Annotated in this window: 19 protein-coding genes, 1 tRNA gene and 1 pseudogene; 13 read left to right on the forward strand and 8 right to left on the reverse strand. The window is 39.1% G+C overall.

Annotation, left to right across the window (positions count from 1 at the left end; translation table 11 throughout):
* The first annotated feature begins 7 nt into the window (after positions 1-7).
* Genes A194_RS0101555 through A194_RS19595 form a run of 3 tightly spaced genes read left to right on the forward strand, consistent with a single transcriptional unit; the run spans position 8 to position 844 of the window.
* The gene (locus tag A194_RS0101555) at positions 8-259 is read left to right on the forward strand and encodes a hypothetical protein (RefSeq protein ID WP_157783014.1); all 252 of its coding nucleotides are present in this window, start codon (positions 8-10) and stop codon (positions 257-259) included.
* Complete coding sequence (locus A194_RS0101560; protein WP_017185128.1) at positions 252-707, forward strand: NUDIX domain-containing protein; 456 nt, start codon at positions 252-254, stop codon at positions 705-707. The genes A194_RS0101555 and A194_RS0101560 overlap by 8 nt, the downstream gene beginning before the upstream one ends.
* On the forward strand, positions 704-844 hold the full coding sequence (locus A194_RS19595) for an HIT family protein (protein ID WP_237718730.1): 141 nt from the start codon (positions 704-706) through the stop codon (positions 842-844). The genes A194_RS0101560 and A194_RS19595 overlap by 4 nt, the downstream gene beginning before the upstream one ends.
* 34 nt (positions 845-878) lie before the next feature.
* Here A194_RS19595 and A194_RS0101565 read toward each other — a convergent pair whose 3' ends face one another.
* Together A194_RS0101565 and A194_RS0101570 are read right to left on the reverse strand one after the other, a co-directional pair.
* Positions 879-1,415: a histidine phosphatase family protein gene (locus A194_RS0101565; RefSeq protein ID WP_017185129.1), complete on the reverse strand. Its 537-nt coding sequence runs from the start codon at positions 1,413-1,415 to the stop codon at positions 879-881.
* Positions 1,416-1,521: 106 nt separating this feature from the next.
* Positions 1,522-2,022 carry a GNAT family N-acetyltransferase gene (locus A194_RS0101570; RefSeq protein ID WP_017185130.1) on the reverse strand — a complete coding sequence of 167 codons (501 nt, stop codon included), beginning with the start codon at positions 2,020-2,022 and terminating at the stop codon, positions 1,522-1,524.
* 124 nt (positions 2,023-2,146) lie between these two features.
* Between A194_RS0101570 and A194_RS0101575 the strand changes: the two genes are divergently transcribed.
* Positions 2,147-2,611, forward strand: coding sequence for an SRPBCC family protein (locus tag A194_RS0101575; RefSeq protein WP_017185131.1), 465 nt, complete (start codon positions 2,147-2,149; stop codon positions 2,609-2,611).
* A 24-nt stretch (positions 2,612-2,635) separates the two neighbouring features.
* On the opposite strand, the gene A194_RS0101580 is transcribed toward A194_RS0101575, so the two are convergent.
* Both A194_RS0101580 and cax read right to left on the reverse strand, forming a co-directional pair.
* Complete coding sequence (locus A194_RS0101580) at positions 2,636-3,034, reverse strand: secondary thiamine-phosphate synthase enzyme YjbQ (RefSeq protein WP_017185132.1); 399 nt, start codon at positions 3,032-3,034, stop codon at positions 2,636-2,638.
* A gap of 34 nt (positions 3,035-3,068) precedes the next feature.
* Positions 3,069-4,120 (reverse strand): annotated as a pseudogene (gene cax / locus A194_RS16885) (calcium/proton exchanger).
* Between the two features lie 145 nt (positions 4,121-4,265).
* Here cax and A194_RS16890 point away from each other — a divergent pair.
* Both A194_RS16890 and A194_RS0101595 read left to right on the forward strand, forming a co-directional pair.
* Complete coding sequence (locus tag A194_RS16890) at positions 4,266-4,457, forward strand: superinfection immunity protein (protein WP_017185134.1); 192 nt, start codon at positions 4,266-4,268, stop codon at positions 4,455-4,457.
* Between the two features lie 166 nt (positions 4,458-4,623).
* Positions 4,624-5,373 carry a CAP domain-containing protein gene (locus tag A194_RS0101595; RefSeq protein WP_017185135.1) on the forward strand — a complete coding sequence of 250 codons (750 nt, stop codon included), beginning with the start codon at positions 4,624-4,626 and terminating at the stop codon, positions 5,371-5,373.
* A 52-nt stretch (positions 5,374-5,425) separates the two neighbouring features.
* On the opposite strand, the gene A194_RS0101600 is transcribed toward A194_RS0101595, so the two are convergent.
* The gene (locus A194_RS0101600; protein WP_017185136.1) at positions 5,426-6,235 is read right to left on the reverse strand and encodes a LysM peptidoglycan-binding domain-containing protein; all 810 of its coding nucleotides are present in this window, start codon (positions 6,233-6,235) and stop codon (positions 5,426-5,428) included.
* Positions 6,236-6,296: 61 nt separating this feature from the next.
* Positions 6,297-6,686: a YckD family protein gene (locus tag A194_RS19215; RefSeq protein ID WP_017185137.1), complete on the reverse strand. Its 390-nt coding sequence runs from the start codon at positions 6,684-6,686 to the stop codon at positions 6,297-6,299.
* 131 nt (positions 6,687-6,817) lie between these two features.
* Here A194_RS19215 and A194_RS20450 point away from each other — a divergent pair, with 131 nt between their 5' ends.
* The 7 genes from A194_RS20450 (at position 6,818) to A194_RS0101640 (ending at position 12,364) form a co-directional block, all read left to right on the forward strand.
* Entirely contained in the window at positions 6,818-6,964 is a 147-nt protein-coding gene (locus tag A194_RS20450; RefSeq protein ID WP_017185138.1) for a hypothetical protein, read from the forward strand.
* A 47-nt stretch (positions 6,965-7,011) separates the two neighbouring features.
* Positions 7,012-7,084: transfer RNA gene (locus tag A194_RS0101615), tRNA-Ala, on the forward strand.
* Positions 7,085-7,269: 185 nt separating this feature from the next.
* Positions 7,270-7,404, forward strand: coding sequence for a hypothetical protein (locus tag A194_RS20910; protein WP_017185139.1), 135 nt, complete (start codon positions 7,270-7,272; stop codon positions 7,402-7,404).
* Positions 7,401-8,093, forward strand: coding sequence for an ABC transporter ATP-binding protein (locus A194_RS0101625; RefSeq protein WP_017185140.1), 693 nt, complete (start codon positions 7,401-7,403; stop codon positions 8,091-8,093). The genes A194_RS20910 and A194_RS0101625 overlap by 4 nt, the downstream gene beginning before the upstream one ends.
* Positions 8,090-10,261 carry an ABC transporter permease gene (locus A194_RS0101630; protein ID WP_017185141.1) on the forward strand — a complete coding sequence of 724 codons (2,172 nt, stop codon included), beginning with the start codon at positions 8,090-8,092 and terminating at the stop codon, positions 10,259-10,261. The genes A194_RS0101625 and A194_RS0101630 overlap by 4 nt, the downstream gene beginning before the upstream one ends.
* Positions 10,262-10,332: 71 nt before the next feature.
* Positions 10,333-11,358 (forward strand): ABC transporter permease, encoded by a 1,026-nt coding sequence (locus A194_RS0101635; RefSeq protein WP_157783016.1) that lies wholly within the window; start codon positions 10,333-10,335, stop codon positions 11,356-11,358.
* 298 nt (positions 11,359-11,656) lie between these two features.
* Positions 11,657-12,364 carry a CAP domain-containing protein gene (locus A194_RS0101640; protein WP_017185143.1) on the forward strand — a complete coding sequence of 236 codons (708 nt, stop codon included), beginning with the start codon at positions 11,657-11,659 and terminating at the stop codon, positions 12,362-12,364.
* 38 nt (positions 12,365-12,402) lie between these two features.
* On the opposite strand, the gene A194_RS0101645 is transcribed toward A194_RS0101640, so the two are convergent.
* Together A194_RS0101645 and A194_RS16900 are read right to left on the reverse strand one after the other, a co-directional pair.
* Positions 12,403-13,047, reverse strand: a complete 645-nt coding sequence (locus tag A194_RS0101645) for a hypothetical protein (protein ID WP_017185144.1) — start codon at positions 13,045-13,047, stop codon at positions 12,403-12,405.
* A gap of 102 nt (positions 13,048-13,149) precedes the next feature.
* A partial coding sequence (locus A194_RS16900; RefSeq protein WP_017185145.1) for an HAD-IIIA family hydrolase occupies positions 13,150-13,513 on the reverse strand: 364 nt, incomplete at its 5' end.

A 13,513-nucleotide genomic window follows, 5' to 3' on the forward strand; every position in this document is an offset into this window, starting at 1 on the left:
TCAATATATGTTAAACAAGCTTCCTGAGCAGGAAGCATATGAAATAATCAAAAAAAGAACTGAAATTTTTATGTCAAAATTAAATATTAGCTATGAACGATTACTTTTATGGGGATATAGTCATGCCGTGTTGGCAACTTCATGGAGTGTTGATGGAGAAAATTACGATGAGTGCTTTTTCAAAAGTATCTCCATCTTCAAGTCTCTTTGTGAGTCAAGTGCGGGTGCTAAGTTAGAGAAAGTTTACTTAAATGATTAGAAAAGCAGTTGGTGCAATTGTTTATAAAGGAAATGAGTTTTTATTAGTCCATAAAGTTAAAGTCAGTGCTCTTGAAAAGGGTAGTTTAATGGAAGGTGAATGGGATCTCCCAAAAGGTGGCGTCGAGCAAAATGACCTTAGTTTAGAACACGCTATATTGAGGGAGTTGGAACAAGAGACTGGGTCAACTCAGTATAGGGTTATTAAACAATTTGATGATAAGATTTGCTTTTCGTTTGAAGAAAGTTTTCAAGAGCAAACAGGGTGGAAAAAGCAAGAGACAACCATGTTTCTTGTTGAATATTTTGGTTATGACTCAGATTTAGTACTAAAAGACCGTGAAATTGCAGAAGTGACCTTTTTAACATATGTACAGGTTTGTGAACGATTAACCCATAAAGATACTAAACAATATATCAAGTCGTTCGAGAATGGGCGTATCACATAGTTTGGAATTGTGGAGAGGTTGGGGGACAGTATATTTTTCACGCTCATTTGCATGTTTTGCCTCGTTATGAAAGTGAACCACTGTCAGGTGAATGGATTCGCTGTTTGTTTAAAAGTAAGAGGAATAAACGCACATAAAAAGGAGAGGGAATCCCCCCTCTCCTCAGGTAAGTTACGGAACCCATATTCTGTTCACTGTTGTTCGTTTTCCATCAAGTGTTAACAAATGGACGTCGGGATTTGTTAACCTGTGGAAGCGAGAGCCGGAATCAAAGTGGTCTAGTATTAAAGGAATGACACCACCATGGGAGATGACGACGGTGTTCTTCTCATCACGCTTCTCAATATCTTGAATAGCTTGAACGGCTCGAGTCCTTTTATCATCTGATGTAATCCGATCGATTACATTTAGGTCAGATAGTGGAAACTGACTTACCAACTGATCCATCCATGAAGATAAAAGCTGTTTACTCATTAGACGTTCAGCAATTCGCCTGTCGATTTCAATCGGCATGTTATGTTTCTGAGCATAAGGTTCAATCGTTCCTACTGCTCGAATATATGGGCTAGAAACGATTCGGTCGATTTGATAGTCCTTAAAGAATTCGACAAGTTCACGCGCTTGCATTTCACCTAATGTTGTTAATTGTGCCTGCGGTTCTTGACCTTCAGCTTTGCAATGTCTAACGATGTATATGTTTTTAGTCATGGAAATCACCTCGGGTCCTAGTACGTATTTTGCTACTTCTAGTAATAACTTATTAAATCTATTAAGTATTGTTCAATTGTTTCGCCCGTTTTCTATTAAAAAGTTATTAAATTTCCGTCCATTTATAGATTAATAAGTCTAATTCCTTTCCTTGAATTGTAATCGTCTTCGCTTCGTGCTGGACTGCTCCGAAAGCTTCGTAGAAAAATTTCGTTTCATTACTTTTTAACACTTCTACGAAGATTGTATCGTAACCAACTGTTCTAAAGTAGGCGAACATCTCTTTCATTAGCTGTGTGCCAACACCTTGTCCTTGAAATTCTTCAAGAATGTAAATGGATGTTAAATCACCAGCATTCTCATGTACATTAGTTTCCCTTTTACCCCCACTAGCGAAACCTACAATCTGACCTGAATCGCTCTCTGCAACGATAATATATTGGTCTTGAGCCGACATGTTTTGTTCCCAAAGTTTAGCTCTTTTTTCATAAGTCATGTTATTTAAATACTCGTCTGGAACAATCCCTTTATATGTCGTTCTCCAACTATTAACATGAACTTTACCAATTCCACTAGCATCTGAAAGATTAGCTTCACGTATTTTCATCATATCCCACCTTTATAGGTAGTATTCGTCATGGCAACATTTTAAACCTTTTAGTCTCTGTAGGTTATTGTATTTTTAACAATGTATGTCAAAATGATAGTAGTAAAGGAAATGAGGTGTTGACATGTTAACTTGGAAGGAAAAAAGACGAGTTCCTACTAACATCGAGACTGTGTGGAAGTTATTTCAGCCTGATCAATTGCACCGTATTATGCCGAAAGTTGTCGGGCATGAGTTGATCGAAGGTGATGCAGGTGAAGTAGGTTCTAAGTATAGACAATCTTATCAAGAAGGTAAACGTGTGGAAACTTATGTAGTTGAAACAATTGCTCATGAAGATGAAGAAGACTATAAATATTTAAAGGTCACCTTCAATATCGGCAAAGCATTTAATATTGAGACATCTTATACGGTGATTACAAAGGGAAGTACTGAATCGTTATTGACGTATGAAGGCGTTAATCGGGGAATAAATTGGTTTGGGAAGTTGTTTATTAAGCTTGCGCCTACTAGCAAAAATGATCAAGTCGTCCAAGAGTTTTTAGACAGGGTCGTTGAAGAGGCAAAGAAAGAACAAGCAGGCTCCTGAGATCGTTTCAAGAGCCTGCTTTATTTATTGTATGACTTTTGCTATAAACTTGCGTTGCCTTGGCCCATCAAACTCGCAAAAATATAACCCTTGCCAAGTACCGATAGCGAGTCTTCCATTTTCAATAATTAACGTTTGCGAATGGCCAACAGTACTCGTTTTCATATGGGCAGCCGTGTTGCCTTCCATATGTCGATCTTGTGGGTCATCCCATGGATAGGCCTCACGGAACCGTCTTAGCATGTCAGTTTTAACATCAGGATCAGCATTTTCATTAACCGTAAAACCAGCTGTTGTATGCAGAGATGAGACAACGATTATGCCTTCTTTAAGACCTTCTTCACGAATCCAACCATCAACTTCATCCGTAACATCAATCATTTGGTCATGGTTACTAGTGTTTAAATGAAATGTTTTTAACATGTACATCTCCCCCTTATGAAAGCTTTTCTCCATCTTAAATAAAGTAAAAACCGATTGCAATAATGATGTACGCAGACATAAGTGTCAAACCTTTAAACCAGTTTGTGTCACCATCATTAATAATAAAAGTTGCTAAGAAACTGAGAGCAACATCGAGATTAAAGCTTCTGTTGGAAATACGAGTGGCATTGGTGTAGCAAACATAAAGGATAACAATACTAAAATCGGTGTAACGAACATCGCAATTTGTAATGTTGACCCGACTGCAATTTCCACTGACACATTAATTTTATTTTGTAATGCCATATAGATTGCAGCGATGTTTTCAGCGAAGTTACCAATAATCGCAACGATAATGATTCCGATAAATACTTCACTCCAACCGAAGGACTCGGCCACATCTTCAAACGTATCAACTAATTGGTCACTAACAAGGGCAACGGTGATTGCAGATGCAGCTAATATAATAATTGATTTCCATTTGCCCCATTCAGGTGTTTCTTGTTCTTGCCCTGAGTCTTCCTGTTCAGCGTAAACCCCTCTGTGAGTCACAAGTCTAAAAAATAATGCTGAAAAATATAAGAGCAGCATGATGATGGCAATTCCACCACTTAGCCACAATATTTCATCATCACTAATCTTTCCAGAGAAAATGAAAGGGAAAACAAAAGATACGACGACAGAAAACATGAGTAATCCAATATTGTGTCTCGCATCATAAATATTGAATTGTTGGCGCTTATATTTAATTCCGCCTATAAAGAAAGACGTACCTGCAACAAGTAATAAGTTACTAATAACGGCACCGGTTAAAGATGCTAAAACAATATGTAAATATCCAGCCATTAAAGCAAATATAGAGATGGTTAGTTCAACAGCATTACCAAACGTCACGCTTAAAAGTCCGCCAATTCGTGGTCCAGCAATGACTGATAAGCTGTCAGTTGAACGCCCGATGTAAGATGCTAATCCTAAAATAGTAATACTATATACGCCGAACATCCATGTCGGATCCCAGCCAAGTATAGCTCCAGCAGCTGATGAAGGAACGCCAATTAACACGATGAGGAAAAATATTTTGTTCATAGAGTTCAACCTTTCAAATGGTCTCTCCTATAGACTTGGCGTTTTTAACAAATTCATACCCAAACTTCACTTCAAAGTGGTAGAAATTAAGGATTAGATTTGTTTAAATGGACAAAAGAGGATGTGAAAAAGGAAGCGATGATTTTTGGAAACGTTAGCTCTATTTATTGTGATGGCGATTTTCTCACTATTTGTTTTGCTTCTATACTTAACTCCAACATTGATGGCTGTTAAACATCAACATCAGTATAAGGCGTGGATTATTACTTTAAATCTAACAATTGGTTGGACATTATTAGGCTGGTTGTTCGTTTTAATTTGGTCAACACGGAAGTAATACTATTTGGTTTAAATTAACAAAAAAGCTAAACCCGCTGTGGTGCAGAGGGTTTAGCTTTTGTTTCTTCTTGCTATTAATTGGAATTGACTAAACTATTGAGAATAAAAAGAATAACCGTGATAATGTGAGTTGGGGGTCAATAACATAGGAGGGTAATTCAAATATGTTAAGACCAGTATTATTAACATTAGCAGCAATTGTTGTATCTGCGGTGTTAGTTGTTGGACCTGTACAAGCAGATGAAAGCACAAGTCCTTACGAAATCACTTATGAAGTTAAAAGTCAAAGTAACCAACAATCTCTAGAGTTTAATATTCAAGAGATTAATAGTTTCTTTGATCAATTAGAGTGGGACTTTAACTGGAACCAACAGCCGACAGAGCAAGAGGAAGAGGAAGTAAATGAACCGACAGAACCGGTTGAACAGCCTCAAGAACCAACAGAGGATGCTAATGAACCAGAACAAGAAACAGAAAATAACGAATCAAATCAAGAAGAAAGCACAAATGATGATTCGTCAAATAATGATGTTCATGAATTTGAACAACAAGTTGTGAACTTAGTGAATGAAGAGAGAGAACAAAGAGGTTTACAACCGTTAGAGTTATCAGGAGAACTTAGTGATGTTGCGCGTGCGAAGTCACAAGATATGGCTGATGAAAACTATTTCAGTCACCAATCACCGACTTATGGTTCTCCATTTGACATGATGGACCATTATGGTGTTGATTATCGCACAGCAGGTGAAAACATTGCGATGGGTCAACGTTCACCTGAGGCAGTGATGCAAGGGTGGATGAACAGCGATGGTCACCGTGAAAACATTTTAAGTGATCAGTTCACACACATTGGTGTTGGATATGTTGAAGGAAATGGTTCAACGTATTGGACACAAATGTTTAAAGCACAATAAGCTCTCTATATAGAAGGAAAAGGCAGCCATTAATTTGGCTGCCTTTATTGTATTAAGAGTTAAACCATACACGAACTTGCACTAGGTCTTGGATTGACCCATCTTGAGCACTACGAGAGTAAACTTGTAATTCACCTAAAGGACTAGTGGGCTCTCTGTCAAATTCGATTTGATCTAGAAACTGACTATATGAAGGTGCCCCATATCTAGTAGTTGTAAAAGATTCTTCAGTTACAACGGTATTATTAGCATCAACGAGACGGTATAAAACGTTTCCTTCAAAAGTCCGGGCGAATCCTTCTAGAGTAGCACCATCATGAATTTCTGTACCAGGAAGAGGGAGTAACACGACAATATTCTCTGAGTTTGGCAACGGAATGATGATTTGAATCCCTTCATAAATAACATCTTCAGAAATAGCCAATCGATTGAAATTAGCTCGTAAAATCGTTTCAATTGGTACACCAGTTCTTTGAGAAATGTTAGCTAGTGTATCGCCACGTTCTACTTCATAGATGAAAGACGGTAGAAAGATTTGCTGATTAGCATCCAGATAATTAGGATTGTGTATCGTTCGGTTTATACCACTTAATAGTTCTGGCTCAACATTGAAACGATTTGCTAATTGTCCAATGGTGTCTCCATACTGAACTACATAATAGTTTTCAATTTCAGTAGCTATGGTCTTTGGAATAACAAGTACTTGACCAGGTTCTAGCATATACAATTCATTGAATGGTGGGTATAGCCCATTAGCTTCGACTATAGCATCAATCTCACTATCGTATCTTTGCGCTAAATAAAAGACTGAGTCACCAGGTCTTACAGTATGTATAATATGTGTCCCTCGTCTGATGGTCATAAGATCACTCCTTATCTCATGACCATTTTATGCTTTGCTAAATGCAAGTATGATTGTATATCTAACAAAACACCACCAAAGCATGAAAGCCTTGGTGGTTGTGAAAGTATGAGTCATTGTCGTCTTTCTTTTTCTTATGTTGCTTGTGGTCCATCTTTGGAATGAAGTCGTTTTCCTTTAGTTTTTCAAATCGTTCATCCAAATAAGACTTCATTTTGTCACCTTTGTCTTCAGTGAAAACCCCGTACTCTACATACTTCTCAATAATGACTTTATGTTGTTCAAAAGCATTGTGATGTAGAGCTTCAATCTCTGCTCGTTGTTCTTCTGTTAGTTCAACATCTTCATTTACTTCAGACTCTTCTGCACCTACTTGTGTTGTCAGCAGTCCAACTGTCGTTAATAATACAACGAGTGCTGAACCAATTAGAAGATTAATCTTTTTTGTCATAATCATCACCTCATTGAAATTTCTGTCATATATTAACGTGTACTACTTTACAAAATTAATACTCGTTATATGACAAGCCTTCTGTTACATAATTTTTAAGGAGGGTATGAGAAGTATATGGGAGGGTTCATATGCTTAAAGATATTGATTGGTCTTTAGTATCATTCGTAAGTGTTACGATGGTTAAGGAATATTGGATTTACTATCGTTTGCCACATGTTCAATATTGGAGTATGCAGCCTGAACAACAAGAGAAGAGTGACTATAATGTCCATTGAGGTTAAAAAAATAATTATGATATAATGTTTTCGTAATTATTTCGAAAGGGGCATTAGCTCAGTTGGGAGAGCGTCGTGCTGGCAGCGCGAAGGTCGTCGGTTCGAGCCCGACATGCTCCATTATTGATTAATTAAAGCAAAAAGCTGGACCTTTATTATGAAAATAAGGTCCAGCTTTTTTATTTTTGTCTAACTCCATTGATCATTTACGCTGTTAATTTATTAGTTTCTTTAACTCATGCCAAACTAACTATGTTAATATATATTTAATAGTTGGAATTTTTTTGAAAAATGAGGTGGAACAGATGAATGAAGAAGGTGGTAGAAAAACTAGGCAGGATTTAGCACAACTGTCCAAAAGAGAAATGTGGTTTTGGAGAGGCGGTAGTTCACCTGAAATTATTTATAGTGGAATGAGCTTAACAAGGAGGATTACATGATTCGCAAGATAAACTTTTTTAATGTAGAAAAGGTGTACAGGGGAGATGGAGTACAAACTTCGGCACTAAATGAAAACAATTTATCGTTTGATATCGGCGAATTCACATCTATTATTGGACCCTCTGGATCAGGCAAGTCGACCTTGCTGAGTTTGTTGGGGACGTTGGATCAACCGACAAACGGCAAAATTACCTATGATGGTGAAGAGATTTTAAAGAAACGCAAAAATAAAATCGCCGATTTCCGCTTTGAAGAAATCGGATTTATTTTTCAGCAGTTTCATTTGCTTCCTACACTCACGGCTATTGAAAATGTGTTAACTCCGTTATTCTCAAGAAAAGTAACTTATAACAAGCAACAGCGGGCAAAAGAAGTGTTAGCACAAGTGGGATTAGAGGATAAGGTGAATTCGCTGCCCTCACAATTATCTGGTGGTCAACAACAACGGGTAGCGATTGCTCGTGCGATTGTGCACAAACCGAGCTGGCTACTGGCGGATGAACCAACTGGGAACCTCGACTCTGAAACTGGAGAACTTATCTTTGAGTTATTGAAGCAGCTGAATCAAGAGGAAGGGTGTGGGGTAATTTTTGTCACGCATGATGCAACCCTAGCATCTAAAGCCAACCGAATCATTACAATGAAAGATGGATCCGTTCAATCGGATCAAGTGGGTGTTTCCTTATGATACGATTTATTTGGCAAAATTGGTGGCGGAAGAAAGAACGACTGATTTTGTTATTAATTGGCGCGTTTATCATCAGTGCTGGGTTGACTTACTTAATTGGTCTTTCGGATTCGAATAGAGGAACCATCGTTGATTCCTTACAAAATCAGTGGAGTGCCTCTTATGATATTGTTGTTCGGCCAGAAGGTTCCCGCAGTGTAACGGAAGAAAAAGAATTGCTAGAACCCAACTATTTGAGCGGGCTAAATGGCGGAATCAGCGTGGATCAATATGAAGCGATCAAAGAAATATCTGGCATTGAGGTGGCAGCACCCATCGCCGTGATTGGGTATGCCGACTATGAAACGGATTTCGGGTCTGTCGAATTAGAGGAAGAAGGCATTTATCGAAAAACTCAAACGGTTTCAGTCAATAATGGAATAGGAATTGAAGAAGAAATTAGCAGATACTACTTCCCTTATAATGTGTGGGACATTTTAGACAAGGGCTCTGAGTATGGCGTAGGCGCACCTAATTTCGACCTGAGCGTACATAATTTATCATTACTAGCAGGAATCGATCCAGAACAGGAAGCGAAATTGATTGGTCTTGATGAAGCCATCTTAGATCGGGGATCAAGTCGGTTTTTTAAAGACACAGATGGTTACTATTTTAATGAAAATAAAGGGTATCACGAATTTCCTATTATCGTGAATAACCATGCGTTTGTCGATAAAACAGTTGATATCACATACGAACGTCTGGATTTACCCATCAACGATCAGAACGCTGATGAATTGATGGAAGAGGTGAAAAACAGTGGCGGACAGGACTATTTACATACAGTAGATGGTTCTGAGCATCATCGATCCACCTATACCGGTGAAGAAGCTTTTCATGCTTTCATTAGTGAGATGACAGGGGTTGATTGGGAAACGGGTAAAGTGATTGAACACGAAGAACAATCTGAAGATGAGCCTGATGAAGCACAAACACAAGCCCAACAGGAAGGTGTCACAGGGATTGTGTTTCAATCCAGCCAGTTGAATTACGAGGAAATCGGAAGCCCTTATGCGAACCGTTGGCCTTATAGCTATCAGCTTGAACCAGTTCAAAACGGTGAGGATGTCATGGGAGCATACGCGAATCAGGAATCATTCCGGGAACCCGGTTTAGTAGCAGAAACGTATACAGAACTCCCTAGAATTAAGCCTGATTGGATCGGATTCTATGACTCCAGCCAGTTAACTATTTCACAGGATCCAACGAGTGAATTACCGATGGAAACATACCGACCAGCCTCGGCAGAATTGGTGATGGATGGTGACGGCCAACCTGTGAATCCCCCACAACAATTGAAGCCAAACGGGGATCCCTATAGCTTTTTAACGGATCCACCAGGTATGTTAACCACGATTGAAGCGGCTGAAGAACTGATTGGTCATGACGAACCGATATCAGCTATTCGAGTGAAGGTCACAGGTGTGACGGATATGGGTGAAGAGAGCCAAGAAATCTTAGAACAAGTCGCATCTGAGATTGAAAATCAAACCGGGTTAATCACTGACATTACATTAGGATCCTCTCCTCAACTGGCGCTCACATATGTGCCCGAAGTGAATGATCAAGAAGCACTTGGATGGCTCCAACAGCCCTGGGTCAATATTGGTTCATCCATTTCGATATTCCGCGAAACGAAGATGAGTTTTACAAGCATATTGGCCAGTGTAATGATTGTCGCGGTCGTATATGTATGGTCATCAGGGATCGTCTCCCTGTTAAGCCGGCGAAAGGAGTTTGCAGTTCTACTATCGATTGGCTGGCGGCCCTCGCAAATAAGTAAGTTATTATTGTTCGAATCCATCATTGTCGGTCTGTTTGTCGCACTCACGTCCTGGATGATGCTCGGATTTGTATACATGAATAGCACCTCCAGCATCTCGATCGATCGGTTTGTGATGACCGGGTTATTTGGGTTCCTGATTTATCTGTTAGGAGCTGTCGTGCCGATTTGGATGACCAAACGCATTCGCCCGTATGAAGCGATCCAAAGTGGGGAGATCAGTAAAACAAGTAAACGAATGTTTCGAACCAGAGGCCTTCTTACCATGCGTGGAGCCACTTTGTTGGGAAATGGAAGCGTAGTTTACTGTCCATTATTTCGATTGCATTACCGACTGCATTATTAGGACTGTTCCTATACATTACCTTTCAATTGAGGGGAGTCATGTATACCTCCTTATTGGGAGAATATGTCGCGTTGGAAGTCGGTCCGACCCATTATGTGGCGATTGTCATTTCTTTGATTATCGCGATTTTAACCACCGCTGAAATTATTTGGCAAAATGTCTCGGAACGGAGCGAAGAAATTTCGCTACTACAAGCAATCGGCTGGAGGAGTAGTCGCATCCGAGGATTAATATTAGCAGAAGGGATGTATAGCGGGCTTTGTGCATCGATTGTGAGTATGGTTGGTGTGGTCCTCACAATCTATTGGATCTATGGTGAATTTCCTGTTGGAGAGCTTGGGTTCATCATATTAACCGGCTTGATACCAGTAGTAGTTGGGTTGATCGGAACCATTATACCGGCGGAGCGGGCAGTTCGTATTCTTCCGAATCAAGGCATACAAGGAAGTGTCACGAATCGAAAAGTCATTGAAAAACGGATGAAATGGGGGCTTGGGGCTACGGCTATTGCTTTACTTGGCACATTCTTATTTGCGATGGTTCAAGTCGCTCCAAATATTGAGACCTCCAGTAACCACCCAACGGATTACGAATCAGAATATTCGCCTACAGTGGGAGAAGTAAGTGAAAGAGAAGAGGAGGATGAGAGTAATGAGGTAACAGAGACGCAAAGTGAGACTGTGAGTTCGCAATACGAAGATTATCATTTAGTTTTAGAAGAGGGGCAAAACAGTCGGGAAGTAGGATATGGTGTACTCTCCTATTCCGTAGAGAGAACACACGAAGAAACTATCGAAGGAACCGACCTGAAAAAAGTTTCCATCGATTTTGAATTTGAAATACTCGATCAAGCGACCTATGGAATGAGGCCACAGCGACATTTCCATCTCTTGGTTTCTGACGATCAATATCCACCGACTGAAGTGAATTTGAAAGATGTTATCGGTTGGGAAGAAGAGCGATGGTTAAAAGGCATACGTGATGGAAAGATGATAGGGACGTTAACATTCGAAATCCCTGCCAATAAAGACGAAGACGGGTTATTATTTTTGAATTATAGAGATGTTGGAAACGGGATATTAGTTGAATTTAATTAGTGAAAGAGGAGAAAAGTAATAGCACCTTTGTCCACGCTCAGACCTGCAGTAGAGGAACTATTGAAAAATAAAAGTAAGTAACGTCAAATTACTTGAAAAGCAAGAACAAATAACATGACTTTATTAATCAATACTTAAGACGATTCTTTTCGAAGGATCGTTTTTTTATACTTGTGTTCGGAATAAATTAATATTGAAAAAATTACATGTCGTTTATAAAGGTGATTTATTGTTCATTATGATAGTATCCGTACTATAATAAAAATAGTAGAAGTTCATCAAGGAAGGAACGAGCTATATGATTAGAGCGATTTTACTCGTGGCGATTATTTTCGGTGCATTATATTTATTCCCTGTTGGAGAGTTTTTCAGTCAAGAGGCTACTGATGAAGAAGAAGTAGAGGAAGGGATAACAATAGAAGGTGTCGTTGATGACTTTAAAGGGAGAATGTCTGAAGTCGACGTTCAACAAATGATTGGATCAGTTGTAGAAACGTTTGATCACATTGCAGTTACACTTTCGCAAATAAGTCAAGGTGATCGTGAAGCATCTCCTGTATTTAACCCAAGTCAACTTGAAGGTTATCAACCGGAAAGTCAAGTTGATACAGAAGACTTTACGCCGCAAGAGTTTGAAAAAGAAGTGCACGCATTAGTTAATGAAGAGCGTGAAAAGGAAGGTCTTGAACCTGTAGAGTTCTCCGAAGAGGCTAGTGTCGTTGCGCGCGAGAAATCACGTGATATGGCAGTTAACAACTACTTTGACCACCAATCACCAACTTATGGCTCTCCTTTTGACATGATGGACGAATTCGGCTTGCAGTATATGGCGGCAGGTGAGAACATCGCAATGGGTCAGCGCTCACCAGAGCAAGTGATGGATGGTTGGATGAACAGTGATGGCCATCGAGCTAATATATTAAGCGATTCGTTTACTCATCTTGGAGTTGGGTATGTTCAAGATGGTCACCAAACGTATTGGACGCAAATGTTTATAGGGAAGTAAAAAGAGATACGAGAATATGTATCTCTTTTTTGATCTAATTATTCGTTAGGTGGGAGTTGATAGGTTACATTCCCGTTTTCATCGAGGAATTCAATTTTAGGAACATCATGCTCGTCAACGACCATTCTAATGCGTTGGTTACCTTTGCTGTCCATTAATTTGACTGAAACATCACCTTTTGTGCTTTTCCCCATTTGTGCACGAGGAACATTACCTTCAAAAAGTTGTTTAGTAGCTTCATCTTTTTCATCATCAGAAAGGTTGGAGTTTTTTATTTCCTCATGTTTTTCGATTGTCTCTTTTAGGCCTTGTTCTGGTCGGTCAAATACAGAAAAGCCGTAACTTCGTTCACCATTGCGGTCATTATAACTCATTTGGACTACTTGGTCTTGCTTATATTGGTCAAAAGTCAATGATGCACCAGCTTCGTAACTTCCATCTTCTCTAATTTCATTCCCATATACTAAACCACCACATTCATCACCTTCTGAGTTGTAAAACATTAATCCGGAGATCGGTTCATTTTGTCGATGACCTGGTAAAATGTCGTCACCATCTATAATAGCTGGTGGGATGTGATCTTGATTAAATAAAGAAAGCTTTACTTTTCCGTTTTTGTCGACAATATTTAATTGTTCGGCCTCAATTTTGTTGAACTTTTTTGGCTCTTCGTTTTGAGACATATCAATTCCCCCTAGATTTAAAATGTGTGTCCATTTTAACATAATTATCCAATTGAAAACGGAAAATAAAACCCTCGAAAACATCGAGTGTTTATGGTAGAGTTAGTTATTTTCACAAATCCAATTGACTGCTTCGGGTAAATCTTTAAAAAAGAACTTAGCTTGTGATGATTCATTAGCCACCATAAGGCTTGTAACTTGTGCAGCATAGCCAGCTTCGATATCAACTTCACGGTCACCAATCATAAAACTTTGTCTTCTGTCTATATGATGTTTTTTAATTAAAGTGTTTAACATTCCTGGTTTTGGTTTACGACATTCGCAATCTTCATGTGGTTTATGGGTGCAAGCTTTCACTTCTTTTATATGTGCACCTGCTTTTACGAACTCTTCGACCATGTGTCGGTGGATCTCTTTAAGCATAGATTCTGTCATATAACCTAATCCTACTCCACCTTGATTTGTG

It is taken from the genome of Alkalibacillus haloalkaliphilus C5, from assembly GCF_000269905.1.
Taxonomy (GTDB): domain Bacteria; phylum Bacillota; class Bacilli; order Bacillales; family Alkalibacillaceae; genus Alkalibacillus; species Alkalibacillus haloalkaliphilus_A.

Bases quoted from the DNA above. Each gene is read 5' to 3' on its own strand.
- A194_RS0101555 (WP_157783014.1), top strand. From the start codon at position 8: ATGTTAAACAAGCTTCCTGAGCAGGAAGCATATGAAATAATCAAAAAA.
- A194_RS0101560 (WP_017185128.1), top strand. From the start codon at position 252: ATGATTAGAAAAGCAGTTGGTGCAATTGTTTATAAAGGAAATGAGTTT.
- A194_RS0101565 (WP_017185129.1), bottom strand. From the start codon at position 1,415: ATGACTAAAAACATATACATCGTTAGACATTGCAAAGCTGAAGGTCAA.
- A194_RS0101570 (WP_017185130.1), bottom strand. From the start codon at position 2,022: ATGAAAATACGTGAAGCTAATCTTTCAGATGCTAGTGGAATTGGTAAA.
- A194_RS0101575 (WP_017185131.1), top strand. From the start codon at position 2,147: ATGTTAACTTGGAAGGAAAAAAGACGAGTTCCTACTAACATCGAGACT.
- A194_RS0101580 (WP_017185132.1), bottom strand. From the start codon at position 3,034: ATGTTAAAAACATTTCATTTAAACACTAGTAACCATGACCAAATGATT.
- A194_RS0101595 (WP_017185135.1), top strand. From the start codon at position 4,624: ATGTTAAGACCAGTATTATTAACATTAGCAGCAATTGTTGTATCTGCG.
- A194_RS0101600 (WP_017185136.1), bottom strand. From the start codon at position 6,235: ATGACCATCAGACGAGGGACACATATTATACATACTGTAAGACCTGGT.
- A194_RS19215 (WP_017185137.1), bottom strand. From the start codon at position 6,686: ATGACAAAAAAGATTAATCTTCTAATTGGTTCAGCACTCGTTGTATTA.
- A194_RS20450 (WP_017185138.1), top strand. From the start codon at position 6,818: ATGCTTAAAGATATTGATTGGTCTTTAGTATCATTCGTAAGTGTTACG.
- A194_RS20910 (WP_017185139.1), top strand. From the start codon at position 7,270: ATGAATGAAGAAGGTGGTAGAAAAACTAGGCAGGATTTAGCACAACTG.
- A194_RS0101625 (WP_017185140.1), top strand. From the start codon at position 7,401: ATGATTCGCAAGATAAACTTTTTTAATGTAGAAAAGGTGTACAGGGGA.
- A194_RS0101630 (WP_017185141.1), top strand. From the start codon at position 8,090: ATGATACGATTTATTTGGCAAAATTGGTGGCGGAAGAAAGAACGACTG.
- A194_RS0101640 (WP_017185143.1), top strand. From the start codon at position 11,657: ATGATTAGAGCGATTTTACTCGTGGCGATTATTTTCGGTGCATTATAT.
- A194_RS0101645 (WP_017185144.1), bottom strand. From the start codon at position 13,047: ATGTCTCAAAACGAAGAGCCAAAAAAGTTCAACAAAATTGAGGCCGAA.